This window comes from Domibacillus antri (assembly GCF_001936625.1).
Lineage (GTDB): Bacteria > Bacillota > Bacilli > Bacillales > Domibacillaceae > Domibacillus > Domibacillus antri.
The window spans coordinates 1-26,748 of the sequence record NZ_MSDU01000030.1 but is presented as its reverse complement, the minus strand read 5'-3'; the positions used below and the strand labels follow the sequence as shown (position 1 = coordinate 26,748).

Here is a 26,748-nt window from a genome sequence, read left to right as displayed (position 1 = left end):
CGCTTCCGCCTGATCCGCCAACTGCACAGAATGCCCGCTGAAGCCCCAGTGCACCACTGCAAAAGGGAACCGGTAGGTATATGTGAATATGGTGTACGAAGAAATGAAAGGAAAAGCAAGACGAAGCCTTTGGTCTGACGAAGGAGCCGCTGTTTATGATCGACGCAAGATCGAGCCAGAAAGCGCGTTCGGTCATATCAAGGGTAATCGGTCGTTGCGCCGGTTCAGCCTCAGGGGGCTGGACAAGGTGCACATCGAATTCGGCATCGCCGCCATGGCCCACAATTTCCTGAAACAGGCGCAGGTGAACCGCCAGTTTCAGGGGCAAAACGGCGGCAAACGAAAAAATCCGGCGGGTCCTTTTCAAGAACCCGCCGGATTTTCTTCATTTAAGAGGCTTTTGAGACAGCCCCTTTGCGTGAGAAAACCGAAACAAATTCTTATTCTGTTGCGGCTAGCAGCTGCTCATTTAAAATTTTTAATTCTTGTTCCATCGACGTCAGCATTTCTTCTGCTTTCGCGGTACCGTGTCCGGTGGATTCGAGTTTTTCGATATCACCCTGTACCCGTATGTAATCCATCTTCAGTTCTGTAATTTTATATTCAATCTGTGATTTTTTCATATGAAGCCCGCCTTTTTTCTTTTATTGTAACGGATGATATCAAAATAAAAAAGACCGCTGCACGAGACAGCGGTTTTTCATTCATAAATTAATAATAAATTCAAAAGCGAGGTTCAGAAAAAACACCGTATGGACCGCCGCAAAAACCAGTCCTTGTTTATTTAAACGCTGCATTAATACTTGATCCATATCCATCACCTCATAATTAGTTTGTAAAGTCATTATACTACATGTTCACAAAAAGTTCAAAATATTTTTGCGAATTTGTCACAAAATAAAAAAGAAGCGGATTTCGCTTCTTTTAAAGGATAGGAGAAAGCAGCCGGGAGATCGATTCTTTAAATTTGATGACTTTTGACCGCTGCTTATACAGTTCTGGTGTTAATTCATAGGAAACAAGCATGTCATGCATGAAACTTTTAGCCAGTTTCCGGCCATTTGCGTAATCGTACATAAAAGCATTCACTTCAAAATTAAGACGGAAGCTGCGCACATCAATGTTAGCTGTACCGACCGAGCTTAATTTTTCATCAACGACAATTGTTTTAGCGTGAATGAAGCCGTCATCATAAATGTAAATTTTAGCGCCGGCTTTCATCAGTTCACCGGCATAGGAATAGGTTGCCCAATAGACAAACATATGGTCCGGTTTGTTTGGAATCATGACTTTTACATCAATTCCGGACAAAGCGGCAATACGAAGTGCGTCTAAAATGCTGGCGTCCGGAATAAAATATGGAGTCTGAATATAAATCGATTTTTTGGCGGTCATAATGAGCTTAATATAGCCGCTTTTAATTTGTTCCCATTCAGAATCCGGACCACTGGTCACTATTTGCATCGCTGCATCGCCTTTGACGGCAGGGGGTGGAAACAGTCGTTCTTCATACATAAAATCGTGCCGTCTTGATGCCTGATTCCAGTCTAAAATAAAGCGCGTCTGCAAGGCATGGACGGCACTGCCTTCAATGCGTAAATGTGTGTCACGCCAGTAACCGAAAGAGGGATCCTTTCCTAAATATTCATCACCGACATTGAAGCCTCCGACGTAGCCGATTTGCCCGTCGATGACAACAATTTTACGGTGATTCCGGTAATTTAACCGTAAATTGAAGAACGGAATGCGGGACGGAAAGAAAATTTCAACGACACCGCCAGCTTCGATGAGCCCTTTAAAATGGCGGCGCCGTAATTTTCTTGAGCCCATGTCATCATAAAGAATACATACTTCAACACCGTCACGGGCTTTTTCCGTCAACAGATCAATTAATTTTTTCCCGAGACCGTCCAATCGGAAAATGTAATATTGGATGTGAATATGATCTTTTGCCTGACGGATATCATGCATAAGGGATTCGAATTTTTCGGTGCCGTCTGTGTAAATATAGACGCTGTTATCTTCGGATAAAACCGCGTCATTATGACTGAGCATCATATAAACCAGTTTCGAGTTTTCTTGGGTATGCGGATTGGCAAATGGATATACACCTTCTTTGATCGCTTTTTTCTGGTGGGAAATCTGCTCTTCAATACCGACTTTCTTTTTATCCTCCCAGTCAAACAGCCGGCTTCTGCTTAAGTTTTGTCCAAAGACGAGGTATAGAATAAATCCGAGAAAAGGAATGAAAAATAGGACCATCAGCCATGCCCACGTTGCACCGGGATCGCGCCGTTCAAGAAAAATGACGACCGCCGCAAAGGCGACGTTGAGCGGGAATAATATATAAGCGGCCCATGGCCACATTGTGATATCAATCGTCATGTTTATCACCGACCTGTATCAAAATTGTACTCATCATTAACTATACAGGAAAAAAGAAAATTAAACCGGATTGAAAACGGCAAAATGGGGAAAATAATGACTACTTAATAAAAAATTTGAAACGCTTTTGTACTTATAACGTATAGACAAAAAAACTAAAGGATGGATCATGATGAAGAGTGCGGATCGGACTCGTAAAATAGTGGATAAAATCTCCAGACTTGGTGTAAAAGTGACGGTGACAAAGTCAAGAGTGGAGTTGTGGAATGCTTTGCAGGGCAGCCGTGAGACAGCAGGATGCGTAAAAATAGTGACGTCTTATCATCCCGGATAAAAAGGGGGGTGTTTTAATGCGGTTTGAAAAAGGCCTTTTTTTATATAACGAACAGGCGGGTAAAGGACCGGTGCCTATTTCAGAAAAGATTTTACCGCTTATTCAAGAAGCGGTGGAAAATGTGGTCGAGCATGTGCTGACTTTTTCCGGAGAAGGGGAAGAGGTCTGTTTCCAGTCCGGCGGCCATTATGACATTATTATCATTTATGGCGGTGACGGCACGGTGCATGACTGTATTAATGGCATCGCGCGTTTGAAAAGTCGTCCGGTCGTCGCGGTGCTGCCAGGCGGAACGTGCAATGATTTCAGCCGGTCTATTGGTGTACCGGATGATATGGAGTCGGCCTGCCGGATCGTGAAAACGGGCGTCATACGTGAAGTGGATATTGGTGTGATGAACGATCGGTTTTTCGTCAACTTTTGGGGAGTCGGATTGATTACGGATACATCGGAAAATATTGACGAAAACAAAAAGAGCAGGATTGGCAAAATGAGCTATTATTTAAGTACGCTGTCACGCCATCTCACTGTTCGATTAAACCGAAGCATATTGGATTCATCAGCTCTATTTGAAAAATCCGGAAGCCAATAACTTCCGGATTTTTTTTATGCAGATCGGCTGCGTATTTTTTTTACATACCATATCACGGCCGCAATAAAGATAACAGCCAGAATCGCGTACACAATATTGGAGTATACATCCATGTATTCAACAATGGTATGCCATGAGCCTGCGAATGCTGCGCCGAGATTTACAAGGATTGTGTTCCAGATTAATGTTCCGGCTGTCGTAAAGACCAGGAACAGAAAGAAGTTCATATTCGCCATCCCGGCCGGAATGGATATTAAACTGCGGATCAGCGGAACCATACGGCACAGAAAAACTGTCCATACGCCGTACTTGTCAAACCAGGCATCCGCCCGGTGAATATCTTTTTTTGTTACACGAAGAAACCGTCCATAGCGGTCAATGATTTTTTCTAAATTTTCAACATCAAGCAATAATCCGACTCCGTACAAAATAACGGCACCAACGACCGACCCGGCTGTTGAGGCGAAGATGACACCTGTTACCGTTAAATCGGTTGATCCGGTCATGACACCCCCGAATGTTAAAATGACTTCGGATGGAATCGGCGGAAATAAGTTTTCCAGTGCGATTAAAAAGAATACACCCCATAATCCGTACTGTTCCATCATCGATATAATCCAATTCTCCATGTTAAGTCCTTTCCCGCAAAAGATTTACTCTCAAGTTATAATTATAGCATTACATTCAGTCTTTTCTCCAATAAAAGACCCGCCCTTACAGCGGGATTGAGGATGATTTTTTGCCGAAAATGTTGATTAGTGTCGTTTCCAGCGTATGTTCTTTTTCCAAGCGATACATGTCGAGCCGCTTTTTCCATTTGCTTCGCTCGATGTCACTCTCGATAATGGCGGTAATTTGCTGCTCGACAGGCTTGTCATCACATAATTCATAAATAAGCTGCCGTTTCTTTAAATAATCGGCATTGAATTCTTCTTGTCCAGGCAGGGCGCTGGCAATAAAAACAGGCAGTTCTTTTTCCAGAACTTCACTGACCGTAATCCCGCCAGGCTTTGTAATGATTGCCGATGCTTCTTCGTAATATCGATTCATTTCTTCCCGGCTGCTCATATAAGAAAGCGCCTGAATACGCGGATTTTTCAAAGAAATAATTTGTTCACGCAGCTTTTCATTGTGACCGCAAAGCACTTTGTACATGTAAGAGAGCGGTTCAGACTGTAAGCTGTTCAGCAGCTTTTCGAGGTGGCCGAGCCCGCTGTTTCCACCCCCCACAAGAATGGAGCGATATTCAGATCGTGTATGTTCCACTTCAAAGGAGGGATGCACGGGAATGCCGGTGATAAAAATGCGGCTTCCTGGCACTCCGAACTTTGTCAGCCATTTTTTCGCCTCCAGGTGAGGAACAAAATGATAATCAATGCCTTGTTTTCCCCATACATCGCTGACAAAAAAGTCTGTATACACATTGATCACGGGAACATCAATTTTTCGCTGCCGCTTTAAATGATTCAGCAGTTTCGATGGATAGCTGTGTGTGCAAATAATATAATCCGGCTGCTCTTTTTCGATGAAGCGGGCGAGGCGGAATTCAAAATATTTATCCCATACATGAAGAGGGACTTGCTCGCTTCGTTTTCCATCCGGCGTATAAATAAACGATTTATAAAATTTGCTGTATGAGTCCGGTTTTTTGCTGATCCATTGCATGTACATCTTCGAAACAACTGTTTCAAGCGACTCGTGGCAGTAGCTTAATATATCAACCGTCTGAATTTGTGCATCAGGCCGTATACGGGTGATGTGTTCAATAATGGCTTCCGCTGCTTTATGATGACCTGACGGCAGACGAAATAAAGGAAGCACAATAATTTTCATATAATTTTACTCCTTTAACGGCGGGAATGTGACGATTTTCTCCATTTCACAATAAATCGAATGATAAACATTGTGAAAAAAAGCGCACCAGCGATTCCTAAATAGAGCGGCTCAATTTGAATGTAGGAACTGATTAAAAAACCAGCTGACATATACAACAATACCCATATGGACGCTCCTAAAACAGATAGCGCGATATAACCTGTTATAGAGAATTTGGCAATACCGGAAAAATAAGGGTTAAACTGACGGATGCCGGGAATAAAAAAACCGGCTAATAATGATTTTGGTAAATCCCAATGCATAATCGTTTTACGCAGCCGTTTTTTCGTAACACCTAAATATTTTCCATACCGGTCAAGAAGAGGCTGGCCGATGACACGGCCGAGTGTATAACTGATCATCATGCCGGTGACCGCACCGGATATTAATGAAGCGGCTGCTCCTGTGAAAGAAATGGCGCCGTTTTTCGCCAGCATGCCGATGTAGACAAATAAACTTTCTTCCGGTGCAGGAATACCGACAATTCCCAAAAGACCGGCTAAAAATAAGATAACGTATCCATATCTTGATAAATAAGCGAGAATGAACGATTCCATTTATGCCCTCTGTTTAGTATACAATGTGGAAACTGTAACAAATTCATATTGTGCAGAAACCTCATCTGATAAAAACAAATGAAGTGACTCTATCATAACACGCGGAGCTGTTTTATAGGCGCCGAACGTGTCGCCGCTGTCATGCAATGTGATGACCGCTCCATTTGATCGGGCAGCACGCAGCCTTTCCGCCAATGTCACGGCTGTCATCTTTTTTTTCCAGTCACCCGGAATAGCTGTCCACATAACGATCTCAAATTGAGCGGCTTTTGACAGTGTAAAAGGATTAAAGTGCCCCCACGGCGGACGATATAATATTACATCCTGACCGGTAATAGCAGAAACTCTATTTGCTGCAAGAACCAGCTGCTGATTCATTGCGGAAGGAAATAAAAACCAGTTTGAGATGTGCTGATCGTTATGAATGCCGATTTCATGTCCTTCCAGCTGGATACGACGGATTAAATCAGGGTGGCGTTCCGCTTTTTCACCGACAACAAAAAACGTCGCTTTTACATTATATTGATGCAATACATCAAGTAGAAGGGGCGTGTAAACCGGATCTGGCCCATCATCAAATGTCAAGGCAATCTGCTTTCGGTCCGGTCCGCGTTTTTTGACGCGTGTTGAACAGGTTCTGGCCGCGGCTGTTGGAATAATGGTCCAAGCGGCTGCCAGAAGGAGAGCGGATTGTACGATTTTTTTCATTGGAACTCCCATCACTTTCATCATAATATTGTTTATTATAAATCCTTTTTATTGAAAAACAAAACCCGCTTTTCAGCGGGTTTAAGCGTTATGTGGTGCTGTGAAAGGGATCACAGCTGTTTCCGCCAGTTCTTGTAATGTGTCAGATGGCAGTGCAGGCTGAATTTCGACATGGCGGATTTGATGATCTGTCATTTCCAAAACAGTAAATAAAAATCCGCTGTATTCAATCGTTTCGCCGGATTGAATATCGAAGTTTTCCGTCAGCATCCAGCCGCCGATTGTATCAACATCTTCATCATTCATATGGATGCCGAGCAGCTGTGCCGTTTCTGAGACGGAAAGTTTGCTGCTGGCGATATAATGATGGTCGCCCACTTTTTGGATAACGGGCGGCTCTGCTGCATCGTACTCATCATGCAGCGTGCCGACGATGACCTCGACAATGTCTTCCGCTGTGACGAGTCCCGCCGTGCCGCCATATTCATTAATCAAAATCGCCATTTGCGATCGTTCCACCTGCATTTTGGCAAGAAGTTCGTGAACAGGAGTGGAATCCATGACACGGATGACGGGACGGACAAAATGTTTAATACTTTTTGCGCCGACAACCGGGTCGGATACGTATTCCGCGATGACTTCTTTGAAATTGACAAATCCGATGACCCGATCCTTGTCACCGTCTATGACCGGATAGCGGGTGAATTTTTTTTCGCGAAACAGACCGACGCAATCTTTGACGGTGTCTTCTTTTGACATGTACACCATTTCCGTACGGGGCACCATGACTTCCGTTGCCGTCCGGTCACCTAGAACAGACAAGTTGTTTTCCTGATAGGTTCCGCTTATTTCAGCGAGCAAAGCGGAAGAACGCCCTTGCGAGGGAGGTTCTCCTGTTTCATTTTTATCCTTTCTTTTCCTGAAGCGGATGGCGGTGAATATACATGCGGCAAAGACAGCAGTGAACATGATCCATATGTCCAATCAGATTTCTTCTCCCGCGCTTTGGCGAAAGAAGAAGTCACCTCCTATTAAAATGATGATCAAATTTGAAAAATTGGCAGTGAAAGATGACGTTTTGACCGTCAATGTCCCATTTGATCACCCTCTTTCTAACGTGTCTTATTTTTCAATTATATTATATTAAAGACAGATAATTCGGTCAAATACCATCCCATTTTACAAAAGCTGTGTTAAAAACCAGGAAGCAATTGTAAAATAAGTGATAAGTGAAAAAATATCATTAATCGTTGTGATCAGCGGTCCGGATGCGACAGCAGGATCGATATTCATTTTGTATAAAATGAGCGGGATGACCGTCCCGGCGAGCGTTCCGATAATCAGTGTCAATAAAAGGGAAGCGCCGACAACAAATCCGAGGACAGCGCTGCCCTGCCAAAAAAAGGCGATGAAAAAGATCAGGACGCCGCATACAGCACCAATAATTAACCCGACTCCAAATTCACGCATGACCAGGCCAAGTACGGTTTTCATATCGATGTCACGGGAGGCAAGCCCGCGGACAACGACAGCAAGTGACTGTGTACCTGTATTTCCGGTCATCCCTGAAATCATCGGCATAAAATACGTCAGTGCCACGACTTGATGAAGCGTATCTTCAAAGCCGGAAATAATGCTGCCGGAGACGAGCCCGATAAACAAAAGCAGTACGAGCCACGGAAGCCTCCTAAAAGCGGCCACGCCGGCTTTCGTATCAAAATCGATTGATTTTCCGGAAGCGGAGAGTTTTTCGATATCTTCATTTGCTTCTTGAATGACGACGTCGATAATATCATCAAACGTGACAATCCCGATTAATACGCCGTCATCATCGACAACCGGAATCGCGAGAAAGTCATAACGTTCAATCAGCCGGGCAATTTCTTCCTGATCGGTGTAAACACCGACAGAAATGACACGCGCATACATAATGTCGGCTATTTTTTCATGTGTATCTGCCAGCAGCATATCCCGGTATGAGACAACGCCCACCAGCTTTTTCTCATCGTCAATCACGTATAAATAGTTGATCGTTTCCGCAAATTCCGCAAATGTTTTCAGCTTTTCAACTGCTTCTCTCACAGTATAAGAGTTTTTTATCCACACAAACCGGTTTGTCATAAGACGTCCGGCGGTTTCAGGCGGGTAGCTCATCATATTCTCGACAATGGTCGACTCTTCTTTTTTCATGCCCGCCAGGAACAACTTAATGTTCTCCGGTGACATGTCATCTAGAAGGGAAGCCAGATCATCGTTATCCATGTCGTCGAGCACTTTCCGTGAGCGATCCTTCCCGACTTTTTTGAGAACGGTCATTTGCTCGTCGCTTTCAAGCTCTTGAATCATATCGGTTAAAATCGGAATGGATAAATGAAGCAAAAAGCGCGTTTGATGTTTTTCGGGCAGATTGCGGTAAATGGCTGCCATATCGTAAGGGTGAAGTTCATCAATTAACTGCTGCAGATCCGTTTTTTTACCCTCTTTTAAATGCTTGATGACAAGCAGGGTGAGCTGGTCTTCGGTTAAATTCGAATTCACGAGCATCCCCTCCTTTTAGTTGGAATTTCAGCCGCTCATTTAGTATAAAACGAATCAGGCAAAAAAGTGTCACACCTTTTGTGAATTTCATCATAAATTTACATACGGTGATGAACGAATTTTGATAAAATAACAGTATAACAAAAAAGGATGAAGGCAGCTATGCGATTTGTCACGATGTGGAGGTCATGCGATTGAAAAATACTGGAAATATGAAAGAGCTTATATATATACATTTACACCCGATTAATCAATATGTCGTATCGTATGGAATTGAATTTCAGGAATTTATGAAGTCCATTCCAGAGACTCCGCCTTATCTGCTTTTATTAAAGCATAAATTTGATGACAGTGACTTTAATATGCATACCCGTTTTGACTATATTGAACCGGATGGGCTGAAAATGTTATTAAAGGAAGATGTGGGGGAATACGGTGATTTTTGCTGGATTGATTTTGAAGATACGGATGGGCTGAATGAACTTGAAGGACAAGAAATAGCGGAACTTCTCTATTTGGCACATAGTAAAGAACATTTGCGGCGCCCTTTTTACAGCAAGCTCAATAACCGGTATGCGTACTTGTCGCACGATGATGAGTGGTTCAATAAGACATTTTATCGTCATATGCCCGAATTTTACAGCGTTCTCGGAAAAATTATTTCGCTGAAGCTCGGTTCTTTCCGCAGTGAACGATCGTTTTTTGCTTTGAAGAAAGGGTCCGCTTTTCCGCCGATTCCCCCGGATATGATTTCTCTCGTCAGCGGAGGAATGAAAGAGGGGGTTGTCATTTCACTTGCAAAGGCGGAGCAGAGCCGTTTTAAAGTGGAAGTGCCGTTGTGGGTTGTCGGTGACCATATGAGCATGGACGATGTGTTTGATGAATATATGATGAATTTCAAAACACAGCCGCATGCACGGTTTGTGTTTGATAAGAAAACGCATGAATGGAGTGTTTTCGCATAAAAAAAGCTGTCCCGTAAGTCAGAAAAGCATGACGTACAGGACAGCTTCTATGTCGTTATTAATAATGCGGAAATTTTTTGAAGCGCATTTCCTTGTGTGTGTCCTCCTGTGAAAAACAAATGTTTTTAATAACGGGAAGTATACAGCGCTTTTTTTCTAAAAGTTAATATATAAACAGATAGCCGGAATATGGTTATTATTCAGATGAAGTGTGCATACTATATAATTTGAGCACGAAGTAGGATGGAAAGTTTCTTCTTCTGACGGAAAAGCGTGGTAAAATATAAAATACCGAAATTTTTTGGAGGCTTATGAATGAAAACGAAACTTGGGTTGCTTTATGGAGGAAAATCAGCAGAACATAACGTATCATTGCAAACTGCAAAAGCGGTAACAGCCGCTCTTGATTTAAATAAATTTGATGTATATCCTGTTTACATTTCAATTGATGGTATATGGACAGAAGGCGGGAAACTAGAAGCGCCGGCTGCAAGTATAGAAGAATTGCAATTAACCGGTAACGGAGGCACAGAACATGTTTTATCAATGCTTGCACAAGGTAAATACGATGTTGTATTTCCGCTTTTACATGGACCCAACGGAGAAGACGGTACGGTCCAGGGATTGCTTGAAGTATTGAATGTTCCTTATGTTGGGAATGGGGTGCTCGCCTCATCGGCAGGCATGGATAAAGTCATTATGAAAAATGTCTTTGCTCAAGCCGGTTTAAAACAGGTTGGGTATACACATATGACACGCGCGCAATGGGAAGAAAATAAAGAAGAGGCGTGCAAAACAATTGAAAGCGGCATCGGCTGGCCGTGTTTTGTCAAACCGGCAAATCTGGGCTCGAGCGTGGGCATCAGCAAATGCCAGGATCGAAACGGCCTTATGAACGCGATGGAAGAGGCATTTCAATTTGATCGGAAAGTCATTATTGAAGAAGGTGTTACGGCACGTGAAATTGAAGTCGGCATTCTTGGAAACGATCATCCTGCCTGCTCCGTCATTGGTGAAATTGTTCCGAAAAAGGATTTTTACGATTATAAAGCGAAATACGAAGATGGAGATACAGCGCTGATTATTCCGGCTGATCTGACGGAAGAACAGAAGAGAGAAATGGAAGAGCTCGCAATCCGTGCATTCCGTTCACTTGACTGCTCAGGTCTTGTCCGTGCTGACTTTTTCTTAACGGAAAGCGGCGGCTTTTTAATTAATGAAGTCAATACAATGCCTGGCTTTACACCATTCAGCATGTTCCCGCTGTTATGGAAAGAAGCGGGTGTATCGTATCCGCAGCTGATTGAAAAGATGATTGATCTGGCGATTGAACGTCATACAGAAAAACAAAAGATCAAATATACGGTTTAAAGGTGGGCGCTCATGATTCGCAAAACGGTTGAGCATTTAACGAAAATGATGAATGTGGAAAACGATGTGACAAACTGGCACCAGCGAATGATTGAAGGTGTGACCATTGATTCGCGCGAAGTAAAGGGAGGCCGTCTGTTTATTCCGCTTGCAGGCGAAAATACGGATGGGCATAAGTATGTGCGGCAGGCGATTGAAAATGGAGCTGGCGCTGCCCTATGGCAAAAAGACGTGCCCGGATTACCGGATGATTTACCAGTACTTGTTGTTGAAAATACTTTGCTTGCCCTTCAGCAGTTATCAAAAGCATACCGTGATTCTCTTTCAGTGAAAGTGGTCGGCATAACGGGCAGCAACGGGAAAACGACTGTAAAAGATATGACAGCCGCTGTGTTTGCGGAAAAGTACCGTGTTCAAAAAACGGAAGGCAATTACAATAACCACATTGGGCTGCCGTTGACGATGTTATCATTGCGGGAAGAAACAGAAGTGGCGGTATTGGAGATGGGCATGAGCGGCAGGGGGGAAATTGAGCTTTTGTCAAAGCTTGCCACACCGGATGCCGCCATTATTACCAACATCGGTGAATCTCACTTACAGGACCTTGGCTCACGCGAAGCGATTGCGGAGGCTAAATTAGAAATTGCATCAGGGCTATCAGCTGAGGGGACACTTATTTATTTCGGTGATGAACCGCTGCTTGCGGAAAAAATAACGGAAGACGTACCATTTCAAACGGAAACATTCGGTCTGGGTGAAATGAATACTTTGTATCCGGTTTCCATTGAGCAGACTGAAAACGGCAGTGTCTTTTCTGTTAATAAAGAGCCGTCAGTCCGATTTGAACTGCCTGTGCTCGGCCGGCATAACGTGACAAATGCGCTTGCAGCGATTGCGGCAGCAAGTTTATTTGATGTGCCGTATAAAAAGATCGCAGCGGGGCTTCGCAAAGTAGAATTAACGAAAATGCGGATGGAATGGATCGAAGGAAAAAAGGGTATAAAGATTATAAACGATGCGTACAATGCCAGCCCGACCTCGGTAAAAGCAGCGATTGCGCTCGTTTCAGAACTGCCTGGCTACGAAAAGAAAATATTGATTCTTGGAGATATGCTTGAATTGGGGCTTGATGAAGAATTGTTCCATTACCAAACCGGACAGGTCATTGACGGAGATAAAATCGATTACTTATTTACGTATGGCGCACTCGGCCAGTTCATTGCCTCAGGTGCGAAAAATGCGCTCGGATCAGACCGCGTTTTTGCATTTCAGGACAAACAGGAATTGATTAAGGCGGTCAATGAGGTTCTGCAAGGCGGCGAATTGGTGCTTATTAAGGCATCCAGAGGAATGAAGCTGGAAGAAGTGGTGGACGGGCTGTCGGCACAATGAGGCGGAAGGGGGGGCAAATCATGATTGGCTGCCTTTGTATTCACGGTTTTACAGGAGCGCCATATGAAGTGGAACCCCTTGCTGATTATTTACGGGAGCAGACAGACTGGAAGATCGTTGTGCCTCTTTTACCAGGGCACGGCGAGATGCTGTCGTTAAAAAATATTACTTGTATCGACTGGATAGATTGCGCTGAATTAGCGCTTTTGGAACTGCTCGATGAATGTGAAAAAGTGTATGTCATCGGCTTTTCGATGGGAGGGCTCATTGCGGCGTATTTGACTGCCCGCCATCCGGTCTGTAAACTTGTGCTGCTTAGTGCGGCCGCAAAATATGTGAATATGGCACAGGTGAAAGAAGATGTGCGGGATCTGGTTCATGATTTTCGGAATAAGCAGCTTCATCAAAATGAATTATTTCTGCGTTACCGGGAAAAATTAATCATGACACCGCCGGCGGCTGCACGTCAGTTTCAGAAGGTGGTGCGGCTTGCCCGCCGGTCTTTTAAAAACATTACTGTACCTGTGTTTATTGCACAGGGCACATCGGATGGAATCGTCCCGGTTAAGAGTGCGGCGTATATTTATTATCGGGTATCATCGGCTGAACGGCATCTTTATTATTCAAAAGAAGCTAAGCACTTAATTTGCCATACAGGAAATAAAGAAGAGCTTTTCGAGAAAGTCTTTACTTTTTTGTCCGGATAACGTAGAGTTATAAAAATGCGCATTGAAAATCTGGGCATAGAATGGTAAGATAAAACAGACATGTTGCTCTTCGCATGAATGTAGAAGGGTATTTTTTTGTGCGGACAGCAGTTTAACATAGAAGGAGAAGAAACTATTGACGAAATTTAAAGATTTAAATTTAAGCGAAGCGACGCTGAAAGCAATTGATAAGATGGGGTTTGAAGAAGCAACGCCTATTCAATCGGAAACGATTCCCCTTGGCCTAACAGGAAAAGACATTATTGGACAGGCGCAGACGGGTACGGGTAAAACGACTGCATTTGGTATTCCGATGGTGGAAAAAATCGATACAAAAAATGATTCGATTCAAGGCTTGATCATTGCACCGACACGCGAGCTTGCGATTCAAGTATCAGAAGAACTATACAAGATCGGCAGCGGCAAACGCGCGCGTGTACTTGCTGTATATGGCGGACAGGATATCCAGCGTCAAATTCGTGCGTTAAAGCAGCGCCCTCACATTATTGTGGGGACACCGGGCCGTATTCTTGACCATATTAACCGCCGCACGTTGAAGCTTGAAAACTTAGAAACACTTGTATTGGACGAAGCGGATGAAATGCTGAACATGGGCTTTATTCAAGACATCGAGTCGATTCTTTCAAACGTGCCGGCAGAGCGCCAGACGCTCTTATTCTCGGCTACAATGCCCGGACCGATCCGCGCGATTGCAGAACGCTTTATGAAAGATCCGGAAATGATCCGTGTGAAAGCGAAAGAAATGACCGTTTCAAACATCGATCAATATTTTGTCAAAGTACATCAGCGTGATAAATTTGATGTCCTTGCCCGTTTGATGGATGTTCACTCCCCTGAACTGGCGATCATTTTCGGCCGTACGAAGCGCCGTGTAGATGAGCTTGCCAATGCACTCAGCCTTCGTGGGTATCAAGCTGAAGGAATTCATGGCGATTTGACTCAGGCGAAACGTTTGACTGTGTTGAAACGTTTTAAAGAAGGGAAAATTGACGTGCTTGTGGCCACAGACGTGGCAGCGCGCGGTTTGGATATTTCCGGTGTGACGCACGTATACAACTACGACATTCCACAGGATCCGGAAAGCTATGTTCACCGTATCGGCCGTACAGGGCGTGCCGGTAAAGAAGGTATGGCGGTTACATTTGTTGACCCTCGGGAGATGAGCTACCTTCGTGAAGTAGAGCGTACAACGAAAAAACGTATGACGCCAATGGAAGCTCCATCATGGGATGATGCACTCAGCGGCCTTCAGCAAGCAGCTGTTACGGAACTTGAACAAGTGATCGCGAAAAACGATTGGGCGGAATACCGTTCATTTGCAAAAGATTTGCTTGATCAATACAATCCGGAAGAAGTTGTGGCGGCAGCACTTAAGCTGATAACAAAAGAGCCGGACCGTACACCGGTTCACATTACCAATGAAGCAGCACTTCCGCAAAAACGCGATAAGTTCCGCAGCAAAAATTCAGGCGGTTATCGCAAATCAGGCAGCGGTGGACGTCAAGGCGGCGGACGCTCGTATGGAAACCGTGACCGAAAAGGCGGTTCAGGCAGCGGCCGTCGTAAATACTCTTCTAATTAATGATAAAAAACCGTTCCGGTATATGCCGGAGCGGTTTTTTTCGAAAAAGGTGAAAAAGAATGATAAAAGGGATCGGCATGGACATTGTGGAAATCGATCGGATTCGGCGCTTAATAGAACGGCAGCCGAAATTTATTGAACGCATTTTAACGCCGGAGGAGCTCGCCATTTTTCACGAGAAGAAAGGATCGCGGCAATGGGAGTATGCCGCCGGTCGGTTTGCGGTGAAAGAAGCATTTTCAAAAGCGGAAGGAACCGGCATCGGTGAACATTTATCTTTTCAAGATATTGAAGTGGGCGCTGATGAACTCGGACGGCCTATTTTAATTCGCCCTTATTCAGACGGCGTGCATGTGACGATTACACATAGCCGTGACTATGCGGCAGCCGTCGTTGTAATCGAATGAATATTGCCCGCTTCTTTCTCATATAGTGCTTATGAGGAAAGGGGTGCGGCAATGAAAAATTGGACTGGCTTACTGATGGCGGTGGTCGTCTTGCTCCTGTTATCCGCCTGCGGAGCGCCGACGAAGGAAGACATTGTGACAGAGATTAACGAAAAAGCAGAAAACGCGGCTGGATATAAAGCAAAAGCAGTGCTTGAAATTCAAGCCGGTAAAGAAAAACAAACATACAATGTGGATATTTGGAATAAACAGCATACGTATTACCGTGTTCATCTTTCTTCTGTCACAAATAAGCACAGCCAGACGATCCTGAAAAATAAATCTGGGATTTACGTTATGACACCGTCGCTCGGGAAAAGCTTTAAATACGAAAACAATTGGCCGGAAAACAGCAGTCAGGCATACCTTTATGAATCGCTGGCGGCTGATATAAAAGCCGATGGAGAAGCGGAGTTTAAAGAAACAGACAAGCACTATGTCTTTGAAACGAAAACGAGGTACACAAACAGCAATATGCTTCCGCGGCAGCAAATTACATTCAATAAAAGCGATTTAACACCTGCAATGGTAAAAGTATTGGATAAGGAACAAAAAGAGGTCATTACTGTGATCTTCAAGAAAATGGATTTCAAACCGACATTTTCAAAAGATGATTTTGAGCGGAAGAAAGCGGTGGAAAAAGAAACATCCGGTAATGCAGCGGCGGATTTTTCCGTTCATTATCCGGTGGCCATTAACGATTCTGAACTGGCCGATGAAACGAAAGTGGGAGATCGGGTCATTTTAACCTATGACGGCGCTAAGCCATTTACTCTTATTCAAAAACGAGCAGCAGCACCAGAGGGTCAAAGTGTCGTTACAGCATCAGGAGATATGACGGACATGGGATTTGCGGTTGGTGAGTCCGCGGATGGATTATTAACCTGGGTGTATAATGGAGTGGAATTTACAATGGCATCTGATGTGATGACACGGGGTGAGATGGAAACCGTAGCCGCGTCGATGCAGCCGGGTACGTTGAAATAAAGAAAGGCGGTCTAGTTTACCGCCGCTTTTTTTTTGTTTAAAATAAAGACGAGAGCATCATGATATTGACAATATAGGATGTGAAGAAGATGGACTATTATCGCGATACATGGGCGGAAGTGGATCTTGACGCAATTAAATGGAACGTCCGGCAGACCATTGCGTGTTTAGATGCTTCCATGACTTTGTTTGCGGCTGTAAAAGCAAATGCATATGGCCACGGTGATGTGCAGGTGGCGAACGCTGCGCTGGAAGCAGGGGCGGAAGGTCTCGCTGTTGCCTTTTTAGACGAAGCGTTATCTTTGAGAAAGGCAGGAATTACAGCACCGATTCTTGTTCTAGGTGCAAGCCGTCCTGAAAATGCCGGCATCGCAGCGGAGCATAATATCTCGTTGACGGTACACGACAACGAGTGGCTCAAGCACGTGCAGATTGAAAGAGATCAAACGCTGCGTATACATATTAAGTGTGACACAGGAATGGGCCGTCTTGGTGTGAAAACAGCCGCTGAACTGCAATCCGTCATCGATGAACTAAATGGATCGCCATCGTATCTATTCGAAGGTGTCTTTACTCATTTTGCGACTGCGGATGAAATAGATACATCTTATTTTGAGCAGCAGCTCTCGGCTTTTCAATTGCTCGTATCATCCATGTCTGAAAAGCCGCCATACATACATTGCGCAAACAGCGCGGCATCTCTTCGTTTTCAAGGGGGAGGTTTCAACACTGTGCGTCTCGGCATTTCTATGTACGGGCTGACGCCTTCTCCGGAAATTCAGTCAATACTGCCGTTTGAATTAAAGCCTTCTTTTTCTCTTCGCACAAAGCTCGTACATGTGAAGCGGATGAACGAGGGGGACAAAGTAAGCTATGGTGCGGCTTATAGGGCGTCTGAAGGGGAATGGATCGGCACACTGCCTATCGGTTATGCGGACGGATGGATTCGTAAATTGACCGGACAGGAAGTATTGATTGACGGTAAACGGGTACCGATAGTCGGCCGGATTTGCATGGACCAATGTATGATCCGCCTTCCTTATGAATATTCAGTCGGGACGGAGGTTACACTAATTGGCAGTCAGGAAGGTCAAGTTATCACAATGGATGAAATTGCAGCTAAGCTGGAAACGATCAATTACGAAATTCCTTGTCTCATAACAGCTCGTGTACCGCGTATATATAAAGAAGAGGGACAGGTCGTTCACATTTCTAATCCATTGTTATAAACAGCATGGGGTATAGCATGCAGCTGTTATACAACATTTTTCATTTTTACCCTTCCATACCGCTGCGTACAATGTTATGATATTTGTGACAGTAATAGAAGAGACGTGTGCAGTGATTGGTGGAGGTGTAGGTCTTGTCTGAATCCAGTACGACGACAGATGTGTTAGTAAACTTGCCAAAACAGTTTGTAAATGAACTTGACTGTTTTGCGGAGCAGGAAGAAATCAGCCGCAGTGAATTCATTTACCGCGCTACAAAAATGTATTTGCGTGAAAGAAAAAAGCGTCATATTCAAGAGTCTATGCGCCGCGGATACATGGAAATGGCAAAAATCAATCTCGCTATTGCTTCTGAAGCAATGCAGGCTGAATATGAGGCAGGAAACACAGTCGAACGTTTAGTAAGTGGAGGATAATCCGTGTGATCGTAAAACGTGGTGACGTATATTTTGCAGACCTGTCCCCTGTTGTCGGTTCCGAACAAGGCGGCGTCCGGCCTGTTCTTGTCGTCCAAAACGACATCGGGAATCGGTTCAGTCCCACTATTATCGTCGCGGCCATTACAGCTCAGATCCAAAAAGCCAAACTGCCGACGCACGTAGAAATTAATGCTGAGCGGTACGGTTTTGAAAGAGACTCTGTCATTTTACTCGAGCAGATCCGGACGATCGATAAGCAGCGGCTGACGGATAAAATCACGCAGCTGGACGAAGGAATGATGGAGAAAGTGGACGACGCCTTGCAAATTAGTTTAGGTCTTATACAGTTTTGATTCAAGCACCTGCCTGGAAAAACGGCAGGTGCTTTTTCTTGTGAATTTCTAATTTTTAGTGGCTGTCAGTGGATACTGCTTTTTTATTGAAGACATAACCTTTATAATGAAAATAGTGAACGTTTTTGACGAAACCGCACGCATAATGCGAAGCGGAATGATGATTGGAGCGAACTGGATGCGTAAAAAGATTTATCAATATGTACAGTCTCACAGCGATGAGATTTTGAATGAATGGATTGAATTGATGCGCACGGAAGCTGATGAACGGGCTGTTCAGGCAATGTCTGATCATATGTTTGTTAAAACGAGCGCGGAATTTGTGGATCTTGTTGTGTCGAATTTTTCAGAGACGGAAGAAGCTTTTCATGAACGGGCTGTTGATTTTTCTGAAAAAATTGTCCGTCTTGGCTGGCCGTTGACCATGATGACAGACGGTTTAAGAGTGTTTGGCCAAATTGTCGAAAACGGCATGCAAAAAGACGGTACAATCGATCATAGCAGCTATTTTGAATTTATGGGCGAAATTAATAACTGGATGTTCCCGATGTATAAAACGATCACCCAGGCATACACAACATCATGGGAACGGACTGTTTCCCTTCAAAAAATTGCCCTGCAGGAATTGTCGGCTCCGCTTATCCCGGTTTTCGATAAAATCTCGGTTATGCCGCTCGTAGGCACCATTGATACGGAGCGGGCAAAGCAAATAATGGAGAACCTATTGGAAGGCGTTGTGAGACATCGGGCGGAAGTGGTATTAATTGACATTACAGGTGTTCCGGTTGTGGATACAATGGTAGCGCATCACATTATTCAAGCAGCAGAAGCGGTGCGGCTCGTCGGTGCAAAATGTACGATCGTCGGTATCCGTCCTGAAATTGCGCAGACAATTGTCAACTTGGGTATTAACCTTGAGGATGTGACAACGACCAGCACAATGAAAAAAGGTGTTGAGCAGGCGCTGGCCATGACATCAAGACAGATTGTGGAGGTACAAGAATGAACATGAGAATTCCGATTTTAAAATTACATGATTGCTTACTTGTTTCGATACAGTGGGAGCTTGATGATCAAACAGCGCTTCAGTTTCAGGAGGACCTTCTTCACAAAATTCACGAAACAAGCGCGCGAGGCGTTGTCATTGATTTTACATCCATTGACTTTATTGATTCTTTTATTGCAAAAGTACTTGGTGATGTGATCAGCATGTCCAAGCTGATGGGCGCAAAAGTCGTTATCACAGGCATACAGCCGGCCGTTGCGATTACATTGATTGAACTCGGTATCCGGCTGGAGGAAGTTATGACCGCACTGGATCTCGAAAAAGGTTTGGAGAAACTTCAACGGGAACTGGGGGACTAAAATGATGGACTCTAGTGTCAAAATCATTAATGAGTGGGATATCGTAGCGGCGAGGCAGCTTGGCAGAAATGTTGCAAAAGAGCTGGGCTTTGGCACTGTGGACCAGGCGCGTATCACGACTGCGATCAGTGAACTGGCACGTAATATTTATTTGTACGCCGGCCAGGGAGAAATAATGATAGAAAAAGTGGAGAGTGGGACGAAAAAAGGAATGACGATTATTTCCCGCGATGAAGGGCCGGGCATTCCGGATCTCCGCAAAGTAATGGAAGATGGATTTTCCACTTCAGGCGGACTTGGTGCAGGACTGCCGGGAGTTAAGCGGCTGATGGATGAATTTTCTATCGAATCCACACCGGGAAAAGGGACCTTTATTCAGTCGGTGAAGTGGCTCAGGTAGGAGGAAAAAAATGAATTTCAGAGACAGGATGCTGGATGAATATAAAGAAATACTAAAAACATATATTCATGATCAAACTGAACAAGCGCTCTATATGAGCCAAAAATTCAGCAGGAAATCGATTGAATATAAAATCTCTCCGGAAGAAATGATCAGCCTCCATAAAACATCCATCATGGATCTTGAACCTGATCTTCCGGAGTCACTCCTTTTATCGCTTGATATTTTGCTTGAGGTAATGATGAGCTACGGCCTTGCATACCGTGAACATCAGAGCCTCCGCACCATTCAGCGCGAATTAATTAATGAAATTGAAGTGGCTGCCAGTATGCAGCAAACACTTCTTGGCACACAGATTCCCCGCATTTCATCTTTGGATATCGGGGCAATCAGTGTGCCTGCCAAGCAGATGAGCGGCGATTATTATCATTTTGTTTCCCATGAAAATGGCGCGATCAGTGTGGCGATTGCGGATATTATCGGAAAAGGAATTCCGGCCGCTCTTTGTATGTCGATGATTAAATACTCGATGGACAGTATGCCGGATGACAGTCAAAACCCGGGTGATGTGCTGGAACGTTTGAATCGAGTCGTGGAGCAAAACGTGGATCCGACGATGTTTATTACGATGTTCAGCGGTTTGTACCATCCAGACAATCATACGTTTTATTACTCATCGGCCGGCCATGAACCAGGCTTTTTTTATCATGCTGAAACAGGGACGTTTGAAGAGCTGCAAGCAAAAGGACTGCTGCTCGGGGTTGATAAAAAAGCCAAGTACAATGAATATGAACGGAAAGTGGAAGTGGGCGATGTCATTTTGCTTATGTCGGATGGTGTGACCGAATGCCGGACAGAAGAAGGTTTTTTGGAAGTGGATACGCTGATTGCCTACATAAAAAAATACATACATCTCAGTGCGCAGGACATTGCTGATAAAGTTTATAAAGAGCTGGAATATCTGCAGGATTTTCAGCTGCGTGATGATTTTACACTGATTATTTTAAAACGAACGGCCTAATACTAGTTTATCTGTGAGGGAGTTCGGGTAGAAGTAAGATATTGAAATTTCGTAGAGATATTCTATTAAAAGGTGGTTTAATTTGAATGAACATTTCCATTGATGTAAAAGAACTTGACCAGCAGACAACGATGACACTTGCGGGGGAAATCGATGCCTATACAGCACCTCAACTCCGCGAGACAGCTTTTCCGTACACAGAAAAAAAACAGGCGAGCGTCGTGATTGATTTATCTGGTGTTACTTATATGGACAGTACGGGCCTCGGTGTATTCGTAGGTCTTTTTAAAAGTTTGAATGCAAACGACGGAACCTTAAAGCTTGTTGGCTTATCAGACCGTTTAAAACGTCTCTTTGATATTACAGGTCTTGCAGACATCATGAATATTAACTCTGAAGCAGAAGGTGGCGTTTAATGATGAAGCCAGCTGACTATATTGAAATGAAAATTCCGGCAAAACCGGAATTCCTAGGGGTCACGCGTTTAACCTTGTCCGGGATTGCCAGCCGGATGGGTTTTTCTTATGAGACAATTGAAGATTTGAAAATAGCGACGAGTGAAGCGATTACAAACGCGGTTCAGCATGCTTATAAAGGCGAAGACGGTGAAGTGGTTATTGGTTTCGGTCTGCACAGCGATCACCTTGAAGTCGTCGTGTCTGATAGAGGGAAAAGTTTCGATTTCTACGAGACAAAGAAATCGCTTGGACCTTATACGGATCATTCGGCAGAATTTTTACGCGAAGGGGGATTGGGCCTTTACTTAATCGAAACATTGATGGATGAAGTAAAAGTTCATCAAAACGAAGGGATTACTTTGTTTATGACTAAGTATCTTGAAGGAGAGCAGGTGGAGAGGGATGCAGAAACCATCTCGACCTAACCAGGCTGCCAAGCTTCAAGCGATCGAATGGATTAAAGCCTTTCAGAATGACGGAGATCAAGAAGCGCAGGAAAAGCTTGTTAAACATTATCAAGGATTGGTGGAATCGATTGCACGTAAATATTCAAAAGGCCGCTCGCATCATGAAGATATCGTCCAGGTCGGTATGATGGGACTGCTCGGGGCAATCCGCCGTTATGATGATTCGTTTGGAAAAAGCTTTGAAGCATTTGCGATTCCGACCATTGTCGGTGAAATTAAGCGTTTTCTGCGCGATAAAACATGGAGTGTACATGTTCCGCGCCGTATTAAAGAGCTTGGACCGAAAATTAAATCAGCCAACGAAGAACTGACGACGTCGCTGCAGCGGTCACCGCGTGTGGAAGAAATCGCGGGATACCTTGATATTTCTGAAGAAGAAGTGCTTGAAGCAATGGAAATGGGGAAAAGTTATCAGGCGCTATCCGTTGACCATTCGATTGAAGCAGATTCAGATGGGAGCACAGTCACGCTGCTTGATATTGTCGGCAATCGAGAAGAAGGATATGAACGTGTCGATCAGCGTCTTGTGCTTGAAAAAGTGCTGCATGTTTTGTCTGACCGTGAAAAGCAAATTATTCAACTTACGTATCTGGAAAATTTGAGTCAAAAAGATGCCGGCGATAAGCTTGGCATTTCACAAATGCACGTATCCAGACTTCAAAGGCGCGCGATCAAAAAATTGAAAGAAGCGATTGATGCTGAGGCGTTTTCAACGGAGCGTTTATCGTAATGGATCGGCTGGAGAATATGTTCATTGAAATGATAGCTGGAAGCCGGTCAAAAGATAACAACTCCTTTTGCGGAGATACGTATTTTACTGAATTGACACAGAATGAGTTCATCTGTGTTCTTGCAGATGGACTTGGCAGCGGCCGGTATGCATTTGAATCTTCAAATGCAGCAGCTGAAGTGGTGAAACAAAAATGGCAGTCAGAGACGATAGAAGACTTAATGGAAGCTGTAAATCAGTCGCTTCATCAAAAACGCGGTGCAGCTGTAGCTCTTTTTAAAATTAATTTCAATACCCGTCAATTTGAATATGCGTGTGTAGGAAATATCCGTTTTTATTTATATGCGCCGAATGGAAAGTTAACGTATCCACTGCCTGTAACCGGCTACCTATCAGGCCGTCCGCAGCGGTACCGGATAGAGCGGTTTTCGTATGAACAGGGCAGCAAGTTCCTTGTACATTCAGATGGGATCGCTTTATTGAATACGAAAGAATTAATGCGCTACCGCACAACGGAACAAATTGCTGCCGAGCTTGACGGGGTGGCGGTAAAATCGAATGATGATGCCACATTTATTGTCGGAAACCTGCTGTGATCAGCGGGTTTTTTATTTTTTTGTTAAAATAAAATCATTCGATTAAAAGAAGCGGAGGCACGAGCATGGAAGATAAATTATTACAAGAGACAGCATCGGATACGGGCAGTGCACTGAAAAGTGTAAAGGCCGTTATTCAATTAACCGAAGAAGGAAATACGATTCCTTTCATTGCGCGCTACCGGAAAGAAATGACCGGATCACTTGATGAAGTGGAAATCCGCAACATTCTTGAGCGGTTTACATACCGGAAAAATATGGAGCAGCGAAAAGAAGATGTTATCCGTTCCATTACCGAGCAGAATAAAATGACGCCTGAACTGGAAGAACAAATAAAAGCGGCGTCAACCCTGCAGGCTGTCGAAGATCTCTATCGTCCATACAAACAAAAGAAACGAACGAAAGCATCGGTCGCGAAAGAAAAAGGATTGGAATCTTTTGCGGAATGGCTTCTCCAATTTCCGCAGCAGGCAAATGTGGAAAAAGAAGCAGAAAAGTACATCTCAGATCAAGTATTGAATGCGGAAGAAGCGGTTCAAGGCGCGTCGGATATTATTGCTGAAAGAATCGCGGATGATGCGTCAGTCCGCCAGCGTATCCGCCTTGACATGACGAAGTACGGAAAAATAAAATCGGAGCTAAAAGGCGAAGATGAAAAAGAAGTGTATAAAATGTATTACGATTATGAAGAAGCAATAGGAAAAATAGCACCCCACCGGACACTTGCAGTCAACCGCGGTGAAAAAGAAGACGTATTGAAAGTGAGTATTTCATTTGATGAAGAGCGTGTTATCCGTTTTTTAACGAAAAAATTTATTACAGATGAACGGAGCCCGGCTGCACAAGTTATTCTTGACGCCGCACGGGATGCTTACAAGCGGCTGATCCGTCCATCCGTTGAGCGTGAAGTGCGCAATGAACTGACGGAAATAGCGGAAGAGCGCGCCATCCATATTTTCTCAGAAAACTTAAAGAACCTGCTTCTCCAGCCGCCGTTAAAAGGAAAAGTGGTTCTTGCAGTTGACCCGGCATACCGGACCGGCTGCAAACTTGCTGTTGTGGATGAGACGGGGAAAGTTCTTTCAATCAATGTTATTTATCCGCATGTAGGGGAAGGAAAAAGAAAGGAAGCACAAATAAAGTTTAAACAAATTGCGGATCAATATGAAGCGGATATTATTGCGATTGGAAATGGAACTGCTTCACGAGAAACAGAGCGGTTTGTCGTGGAAATGATTCCGCAGCTGAAAAAGAAGACAGCTTACATCATTGTGAATGAAGCGGGTGCCAGCGTCTATTCCGCATCGGATATCGCCCGTGAAGAATTTCCGGATTTGCAGGTTGAAGAGAGAAGTGCCGTTTCTATTGCGAGACGCATTCAAGATCCGCTTGCCGAACTCGTTAAAATTGATCCACAGTCAATCGGCGTTGGCCAGTACCAGCACGATGTCTCGCAAAAAAAGTTATCGGGCTCTCTTTCATTTGTTGTAGAAACAGCGGTAAACAGAGTCGGTGTTGACGTCAATACAGCGTCACCATCCCTGCTGGAGCACGTGGCTGGATTAAACAAAACCGTCGCCCGCAACATCGTTCAGTATCGTGAAGAAAATGGAAAGTTTACAAAGCGGTCTGTCATTAAGAAGGTACCGCGGCTTGGCGGTAAAACATTCGAGCAGTGTATTGGCTTTTTGCGGATAACGGATGGAGAAGAACCGCTTGACCGGACGCCGATTCACCCGGAAAGATACAATGAAGTAACAGCGCTCTTGAAAAGACTCGGCTTTACAACGAAAGATATTGGATCGTCAAAGCTGGCCGAAGCGCTCCAATCCGTTAATATTCAACAAACTGCAGCTGAACTTGAAATAGGTGATATTACATTGCTTGATATCATTGACTCGCTGCAGAAACCAGGCCGCGACCCCCGTGACGAATTGCCTGCACCGTTATTAAAAACGGATGTATTGAAAATGGAAGACTTGAAAAAAGGTATGGAGCTTGAAGGAACGGTACGAAATGTGACCGATTTTGGTGCATTTGTTGATATTGGGGTCAAACAAGATGGGCTTGTCCACATTTCAAAATTGAAAAAAGGTTTCGTGAAAAATCCATTTGATGTTGTAGCTGTCGGTGACATTGTTAAAGTGTGGGTAGAGAGCGTCGAGGCAGATAAAGGCCGTATTTCTCTTGCGATGGTCAAGACGGACGGCCAATGAATGTAACGGATGAAATCGTTCAAAAGCTGACAGAACGATTGTCGATGCAGTTTTTTAAACGGCCTTTTTTACATCAGGCGTATATTAATAAACGGCTGCGTACAACAGGGGGACGTTATTTACTTGATTCACATCATATTGAAGTGAATGAGAAATATGCAATCGAATATGGGGAAGAAGAATTAATCGGCATTATAAAACATGAATTGTGCCATTATCATTTACATTTGCAGGGGAAAGGATATAAGCACAGGGATCGTGATTTCCAAAAAATGCTGGCAGAAACGGATTCTCCGCGATACTGCCGTGCATTGCCGGGGAATAAAGCCTTAAAAAAAGAACAGTCTGTTATTTATTATAGCTGCCTTCAATGCGGAATCATTTATAAACGGCGCAGAAAAATGAACGTAAATAAGTATGTATGCGGATCGTGCCGTGGGCGCTTAAAAGAAATGAATGCCTGATATATTGACAAGAGCTGTCTCAATTGCTATTTTAATTGAGCAGCTTTGTATCATTTGTTTTTTAAAAATAAAAAGTGTTGACTAATGTCATTGTACAAACTATAATATTAATTGTCGATGAGGCGTAGTTAATTATTCCGCAGTAGCTCAGTGGTAGAGCAATCGGCTGTTAACCGATCGGTCGCAAGTTCGAGTCTTGCCTGCGGAGCCATTTTATTGGGGAAGTACTCAAGAGGCTGAAGAGGCGCCCCTGCTAAGGGTGTAGGTCGGGTAACCGGCGCGAGGGTTCAAATCCCTCCTTCTCCGCCAGAATGTTATTTTAGAAAGGCCCCTTGGTCAAGCGGTTAAGACACCGCCCTTTCACGGCGGTAACACGGGTTCGAATCCCGTAGGGGTCATCGTCGGGAAGCCGGCTTTTTCGGTTTCCCTTCTTTATGTCATTTTATTAATGGTCCGGTAGTTCAGCCGGTTAGAATGCCTGCCGGTCACGCTGGAGGTCGCGGGTTCGAGTCCCGTCCGGACCGCCATTTTACGTTATGATAGGTCTATTGCCCAGAGGTAATCAACCGG

The 26,748-nt window shown here is 44.2% G+C and carries 30 protein-coding genes, 4 tRNA genes and 1 pseudogene; 27 read left to right on the top strand and 8 right to left on the bottom strand.

The window, feature by feature from the left end; all coding sequences use genetic code 11:
- Nucleotides 1–88 precede the first annotated feature (88 nt).
- Nucleotides 89–235, top strand: a pseudogene (locus BTO30_RS17710) (transposase); the annotation flags it as partial.
- A 205-nt stretch (nucleotides 236–440) separates the two neighbouring features.
- Here BTO30_RS17710 and BTO30_RS17270 read toward each other — a convergent pair.
- Both BTO30_RS17270 and cls read right to left on the bottom strand, forming a co-directional pair.
- Nucleotides 441–623: an SE1832 family protein gene (locus BTO30_RS17270; RefSeq protein ID WP_075399137.1), complete on the bottom strand. Its 183-nt coding sequence runs from the start codon at nucleotides 621–623 to the stop codon at nucleotides 441–443.
- Between the two features lie 301 nt (nucleotides 624–924).
- Nucleotides 925–2,385, bottom strand: coding sequence for a cardiolipin synthase (gene cls / locus BTO30_RS12875; RefSeq protein WP_083632420.1), 1,461 nt, complete (start codon nucleotides 2,383–2,385; stop codon nucleotides 925–927).
- A gap of 172 nt (nucleotides 2,386–2,557) precedes the next feature.
- Between cls and BTO30_RS17265 the strand changes: the two genes are divergently transcribed.
- Together BTO30_RS17265 and BTO30_RS12870 are read left to right on the top strand one after the other, a co-directional pair.
- Entirely contained in the window at nucleotides 2,558–2,719 is a 162-nt protein-coding gene (locus tag BTO30_RS17265; protein ID WP_169829357.1) for an Lmo0850 family protein, read from the top strand.
- Between the two features lie 16 nt (nucleotides 2,720–2,735).
- Nucleotides 2,736–3,311 carry a diacylglycerol/lipid kinase family protein gene (locus BTO30_RS12870; protein ID WP_075399136.1) on the top strand — a complete coding sequence of 192 codons (576 nt, stop codon included), beginning with the start codon at nucleotides 2,736–2,738 and terminating at the stop codon, nucleotides 3,309–3,311.
- Between the two features lie 14 nt (nucleotides 3,312–3,325).
- Here BTO30_RS12870 and BTO30_RS12865 read toward each other — a convergent pair whose 3' ends face one another.
- The 6 genes from BTO30_RS12865 to mgtE form a co-directional block, all read right to left on the bottom strand.
- The gene (locus BTO30_RS12865) at nucleotides 3,326–3,940 is read right to left on the bottom strand and encodes a DedA family protein (RefSeq protein WP_075399135.1); all 615 of its coding nucleotides are present in this window, start codon (nucleotides 3,938–3,940) and stop codon (nucleotides 3,326–3,328) included.
- An 85-nt stretch (nucleotides 3,941–4,025) separates the two neighbouring features.
- Entirely contained in the window at nucleotides 4,026–5,144 is a 1,119-nt protein-coding gene (locus BTO30_RS12860; RefSeq protein WP_075399134.1) for an MGDG synthase family glycosyltransferase, read from the bottom strand.
- A gap of 14 nt (nucleotides 5,145–5,158) precedes the next feature.
- A complete protein-coding gene (locus tag BTO30_RS12855) occupies nucleotides 5,159–5,743 on the bottom strand; it encodes a DedA family protein (RefSeq protein ID WP_075399133.1) in 585 nt (194 codons plus the stop codon).
- Nucleotides 5,744–6,451 (bottom strand): polysaccharide deacetylase family protein, encoded by a 708-nt coding sequence (locus tag BTO30_RS12850; protein ID WP_158023602.1) that lies wholly within the window; start codon nucleotides 6,449–6,451, stop codon nucleotides 5,744–5,746. It lies immediately after the preceding gene.
- Nucleotides 6,452–6,532: 81 nt separating this feature from the next.
- Nucleotides 6,533–7,435 carry a hemolysin family protein gene (locus BTO30_RS12845; RefSeq protein ID WP_075399132.1) on the bottom strand — a complete coding sequence of 301 codons (903 nt, stop codon included), beginning with the start codon at nucleotides 7,433–7,435 and terminating at the stop codon, nucleotides 6,533–6,535.
- Nucleotides 7,436–7,630: 195 nt separating this feature from the next.
- Complete coding sequence (gene mgtE / locus BTO30_RS12840) at nucleotides 7,631–8,989, bottom strand: magnesium transporter (RefSeq protein ID WP_143331968.1); 1,359 nt, start codon at nucleotides 8,987–8,989, stop codon at nucleotides 7,631–7,633.
- Nucleotides 8,990–9,177: 188 nt separating this feature from the next.
- Between mgtE and BTO30_RS12835 the strand changes: the two genes are divergently transcribed.
- From BTO30_RS12835 to BTO30_RS12720, 24 genes are all read left to right on the top strand, one after another.
- Entirely contained in the window at nucleotides 9,178–9,954 is a 777-nt protein-coding gene (locus tag BTO30_RS12835; RefSeq protein WP_075399130.1) for a hypothetical protein, read from the top strand.
- A gap of 315 nt (nucleotides 9,955–10,269) precedes the next feature.
- Entirely contained in the window at nucleotides 10,270–11,325 is a 1,056-nt protein-coding gene (locus BTO30_RS12830) for a D-alanine--D-alanine ligase (RefSeq protein WP_075399129.1), read from the top strand.
- Nucleotides 11,326–11,337: 12 nt separating this feature from the next.
- Nucleotides 11,338–12,717 (top strand): UDP-N-acetylmuramoyl-tripeptide--D-alanyl-D-alanine ligase, encoded by a 1,380-nt coding sequence (locus BTO30_RS12825; protein WP_075399128.1) that lies wholly within the window; start codon nucleotides 11,338–11,340, stop codon nucleotides 12,715–12,717.
- 20 nt (nucleotides 12,718–12,737) lie between these two features.
- Nucleotides 12,738–13,424, top strand: a complete 687-nt coding sequence (locus BTO30_RS12820; protein ID WP_075399127.1) for an alpha/beta hydrolase — start codon at nucleotides 12,738–12,740, stop codon at nucleotides 13,422–13,424.
- Nucleotides 13,425–13,560: 136 nt separating this feature from the next.
- Nucleotides 13,561–15,027, top strand: coding sequence for a degradosome RNA helicase CshA (gene cshA, locus BTO30_RS12815; RefSeq protein ID WP_075399126.1), 1,467 nt, complete (start codon nucleotides 13,561–13,563; stop codon nucleotides 15,025–15,027).
- Nucleotides 15,028–15,086: 59 nt separating this feature from the next.
- Nucleotides 15,087–15,434, top strand: a complete 348-nt coding sequence (gene acpS / locus BTO30_RS12810; protein ID WP_075399125.1) for a holo-ACP synthase — start codon at nucleotides 15,087–15,089, stop codon at nucleotides 15,432–15,434.
- Nucleotides 15,435–15,485: 51 nt separating this feature from the next.
- Nucleotides 15,486–16,460 carry a LolA family protein gene (locus tag BTO30_RS12805; RefSeq protein ID WP_075399124.1) on the top strand — a complete coding sequence of 325 codons (975 nt, stop codon included), beginning with the start codon at nucleotides 15,486–15,488 and terminating at the stop codon, nucleotides 16,458–16,460.
- Nucleotides 16,461–16,549: 89 nt separating this feature from the next.
- Nucleotides 16,550–17,689 (top strand): alanine racemase, encoded by a 1,140-nt coding sequence (gene alr / locus BTO30_RS12800; RefSeq protein WP_075399123.1) that lies wholly within the window; start codon nucleotides 16,550–16,552, stop codon nucleotides 17,687–17,689.
- Nucleotides 17,690–17,823: 134 nt separating this feature from the next.
- On the top strand, nucleotides 17,824–18,105 hold the full coding sequence (locus tag BTO30_RS12795; protein ID WP_075399122.1) for a CopG family ribbon-helix-helix protein: 282 nt from the start codon (nucleotides 17,824–17,826) through the stop codon (nucleotides 18,103–18,105).
- A gap of 5 nt (nucleotides 18,106–18,110) precedes the next feature.
- Nucleotides 18,111–18,461 carry a type II toxin-antitoxin system PemK/MazF family toxin gene (locus BTO30_RS12790; RefSeq protein ID WP_045852181.1) on the top strand — a complete coding sequence of 117 codons (351 nt, stop codon included), beginning with the start codon at nucleotides 18,111–18,113 and terminating at the stop codon, nucleotides 18,459–18,461.
- A 178-nt stretch (nucleotides 18,462–18,639) separates the two neighbouring features.
- Nucleotides 18,640–19,467: an STAS domain-containing protein gene (locus tag BTO30_RS12785; RefSeq protein ID WP_075399138.1), complete on the top strand. Its 828-nt coding sequence runs from the start codon at nucleotides 18,640–18,642 to the stop codon at nucleotides 19,465–19,467.
- Nucleotides 19,464–19,826 (top strand): STAS domain-containing protein, encoded by a 363-nt coding sequence (locus tag BTO30_RS12780; RefSeq protein ID WP_075399121.1) that lies wholly within the window; start codon nucleotides 19,464–19,466, stop codon nucleotides 19,824–19,826. Before BTO30_RS12785 ends, BTO30_RS12780 begins: the two co-directional genes overlap by 4 nt.
- Before the next feature lies 1 nt (nucleotide 19,827).
- A complete protein-coding gene (locus tag BTO30_RS12775) occupies nucleotides 19,828–20,226 on the top strand; it encodes an anti-sigma regulatory factor (RefSeq protein WP_075399120.1) in 399 nt (132 codons plus the stop codon).
- Between the two features lie 10 nt (nucleotides 20,227–20,236).
- Nucleotides 20,237–21,247 carry a PP2C family protein-serine/threonine phosphatase gene (locus tag BTO30_RS12770; RefSeq protein ID WP_075399119.1) on the top strand — a complete coding sequence of 337 codons (1,011 nt, stop codon included), beginning with the start codon at nucleotides 20,237–20,239 and terminating at the stop codon, nucleotides 21,245–21,247.
- A gap of 86 nt (nucleotides 21,248–21,333) precedes the next feature.
- Nucleotides 21,334–21,663: an anti-sigma factor antagonist gene (locus BTO30_RS12765; protein ID WP_075399118.1), complete on the top strand. Its 330-nt coding sequence runs from the start codon at nucleotides 21,334–21,336 to the stop codon at nucleotides 21,661–21,663.
- Nucleotides 21,663–22,130: an anti-sigma B factor RsbW gene (gene rsbW, locus BTO30_RS12760; RefSeq protein WP_075399117.1), complete on the top strand. Its 468-nt coding sequence runs from the start codon at nucleotides 21,663–21,665 to the stop codon at nucleotides 22,128–22,130. Before BTO30_RS12765 ends, rsbW begins: the two co-directional genes overlap by 1 nt.
- The gene (gene sigB, locus BTO30_RS12755; protein ID WP_075399116.1) at nucleotides 22,108–22,902 is read left to right on the top strand and encodes an RNA polymerase sigma factor SigB; all 795 of its coding nucleotides are present in this window, start codon (nucleotides 22,108–22,110) and stop codon (nucleotides 22,900–22,902) included. The genes rsbW and sigB overlap by 23 nt, the downstream gene beginning before the upstream one ends.
- Nucleotides 22,902–23,498 (top strand): PP2C family serine/threonine-protein phosphatase, encoded by a 597-nt coding sequence (locus tag BTO30_RS12750; protein ID WP_075399115.1) that lies wholly within the window; start codon nucleotides 22,902–22,904, stop codon nucleotides 23,496–23,498. Before sigB ends, BTO30_RS12750 begins: the two co-directional genes overlap by 1 nt.
- 65 nt (nucleotides 23,499–23,563) lie before the next feature.
- The gene (locus BTO30_RS12745; RefSeq protein WP_075399114.1) at nucleotides 23,564–25,714 is read left to right on the top strand and encodes a Tex family protein; all 2,151 of its coding nucleotides are present in this window, start codon (nucleotides 23,564–23,566) and stop codon (nucleotides 25,712–25,714) included.
- Nucleotides 25,711–26,178, top strand: coding sequence for a SprT family protein (locus BTO30_RS12740; RefSeq protein ID WP_075399113.1), 468 nt, complete (start codon nucleotides 25,711–25,713; stop codon nucleotides 26,176–26,178). The genes BTO30_RS12745 and BTO30_RS12740 overlap by 4 nt, the downstream gene beginning before the upstream one ends.
- A 136-nt stretch (nucleotides 26,179–26,314) precedes the next feature.
- Nucleotides 26,315–26,389: transfer RNA gene (locus BTO30_RS12735), tRNA-Asn, on the top strand.
- 7 nt (nucleotides 26,390–26,396) lie between these two features.
- Nucleotides 26,397–26,487: transfer RNA gene (locus BTO30_RS12730), tRNA-Ser, on the top strand.
- 17 nt (nucleotides 26,488–26,504) lie between these two features.
- Nucleotides 26,505–26,576, top strand: a tRNA-Glu gene (locus BTO30_RS12725).
- Nucleotides 26,577–26,628: 52 nt separating this feature from the next.
- Nucleotides 26,629–26,705: transfer RNA gene (locus BTO30_RS12720), tRNA-Asp, on the top strand.
- The last annotated feature ends 43 nt before the right edge of the window (nucleotides 26,706–26,748 follow it).

Coding starts and splice junctions, on each gene's coding strand:
- BTO30_RS17270 (WP_075399137.1), bottom strand. CDS start 623: ATGAAAAAATCACAGATTGAATATAAAATTACAGAACTGAAGATGGAT.
- cls (WP_083632420.1), bottom strand. CDS start 2,385: ATGACGATTGATATCACAATGTGGCCATGGGCCGCTTATATATTATTC.
- BTO30_RS17265 (WP_169829357.1), top strand. CDS start 2,558: ATGAAGAGTGCGGATCGGACTCGTAAAATAGTGGATAAAATCTCCAGA.
- BTO30_RS12870 (WP_075399136.1), top strand. CDS start 2,736: ATGCGGTTTGAAAAAGGCCTTTTTTTATATAACGAACAGGCGGGTAAA.
- BTO30_RS12865 (WP_075399135.1), bottom strand. CDS start 3,940: ATGGAGAATTGGATTATATCGATGATGGAACAGTACGGATTATGGGGT.
- BTO30_RS12860 (WP_075399134.1), bottom strand. CDS start 5,144: ATGAAAATTATTGTGCTTCCTTTATTTCGTCTGCCGTCAGGTCATCAT.
- BTO30_RS12855 (WP_075399133.1), bottom strand. CDS start 5,743: ATGGAATCGTTCATTCTCGCTTATTTATCAAGATATGGATACGTTATC.
- BTO30_RS12850 (WP_158023602.1), bottom strand. CDS start 6,451: ATGAAAAAAATCGTACAATCCGCTCTCCTTCTGGCAGCCGCTTGGACC.
- BTO30_RS12835 (WP_075399130.1), top strand. CDS start 9,178: ATGCGATTGAAAAATACTGGAAATATGAAAGAGCTTATATATATACAT.
- BTO30_RS12830 (WP_075399129.1), top strand. CDS start 10,270: ATGAAAACGAAACTTGGGTTGCTTTATGGAGGAAAATCAGCAGAACAT.
- BTO30_RS12825 (WP_075399128.1), top strand. CDS start 11,338: ATGATTCGCAAAACGGTTGAGCATTTAACGAAAATGATGAATGTGGAA.
- BTO30_RS12820 (WP_075399127.1), top strand. CDS start 12,738: ATGATTGGCTGCCTTTGTATTCACGGTTTTACAGGAGCGCCATATGAA.
- acpS (WP_075399125.1), top strand. CDS start 15,087: ATGATAAAAGGGATCGGCATGGACATTGTGGAAATCGATCGGATTCGG.
- BTO30_RS12805 (WP_075399124.1), top strand. CDS start 15,486: ATGAAAAATTGGACTGGCTTACTGATGGCGGTGGTCGTCTTGCTCCTG.
- alr (WP_075399123.1), top strand. CDS start 16,550: ATGGACTATTATCGCGATACATGGGCGGAAGTGGATCTTGACGCAATT.
- BTO30_RS12785 (WP_075399138.1), top strand. CDS start 18,640: ATGCGTAAAAAGATTTATCAATATGTACAGTCTCACAGCGATGAGATT.
- BTO30_RS12780 (WP_075399121.1), top strand. CDS start 19,464: ATGAACATGAGAATTCCGATTTTAAAATTACATGATTGCTTACTTGTT.
- BTO30_RS12775 (WP_075399120.1), top strand. CDS start 19,828: ATGATGGACTCTAGTGTCAAAATCATTAATGAGTGGGATATCGTAGCG.
- BTO30_RS12770 (WP_075399119.1), top strand. CDS start 20,237: ATGAATTTCAGAGACAGGATGCTGGATGAATATAAAGAAATACTAAAA.
- BTO30_RS12765 (WP_075399118.1), top strand. CDS start 21,334: ATGAACATTTCCATTGATGTAAAAGAACTTGACCAGCAGACAACGATG.
- rsbW (WP_075399117.1), top strand. CDS start 21,663: ATGATGAAGCCAGCTGACTATATTGAAATGAAAATTCCGGCAAAACCG.
- sigB (WP_075399116.1), top strand. CDS start 22,108: ATGCAGAAACCATCTCGACCTAACCAGGCTGCCAAGCTTCAAGCGATC.
- BTO30_RS12750 (WP_075399115.1), top strand. CDS start 22,902: ATGGATCGGCTGGAGAATATGTTCATTGAAATGATAGCTGGAAGCCGG.
- BTO30_RS12745 (WP_075399114.1), top strand. CDS start 23,564: ATGGAAGATAAATTATTACAAGAGACAGCATCGGATACGGGCAGTGCA.
- BTO30_RS12740 (WP_075399113.1), top strand. CDS start 25,711: ATGAATGTAACGGATGAAATCGTTCAAAAGCTGACAGAACGATTGTCG.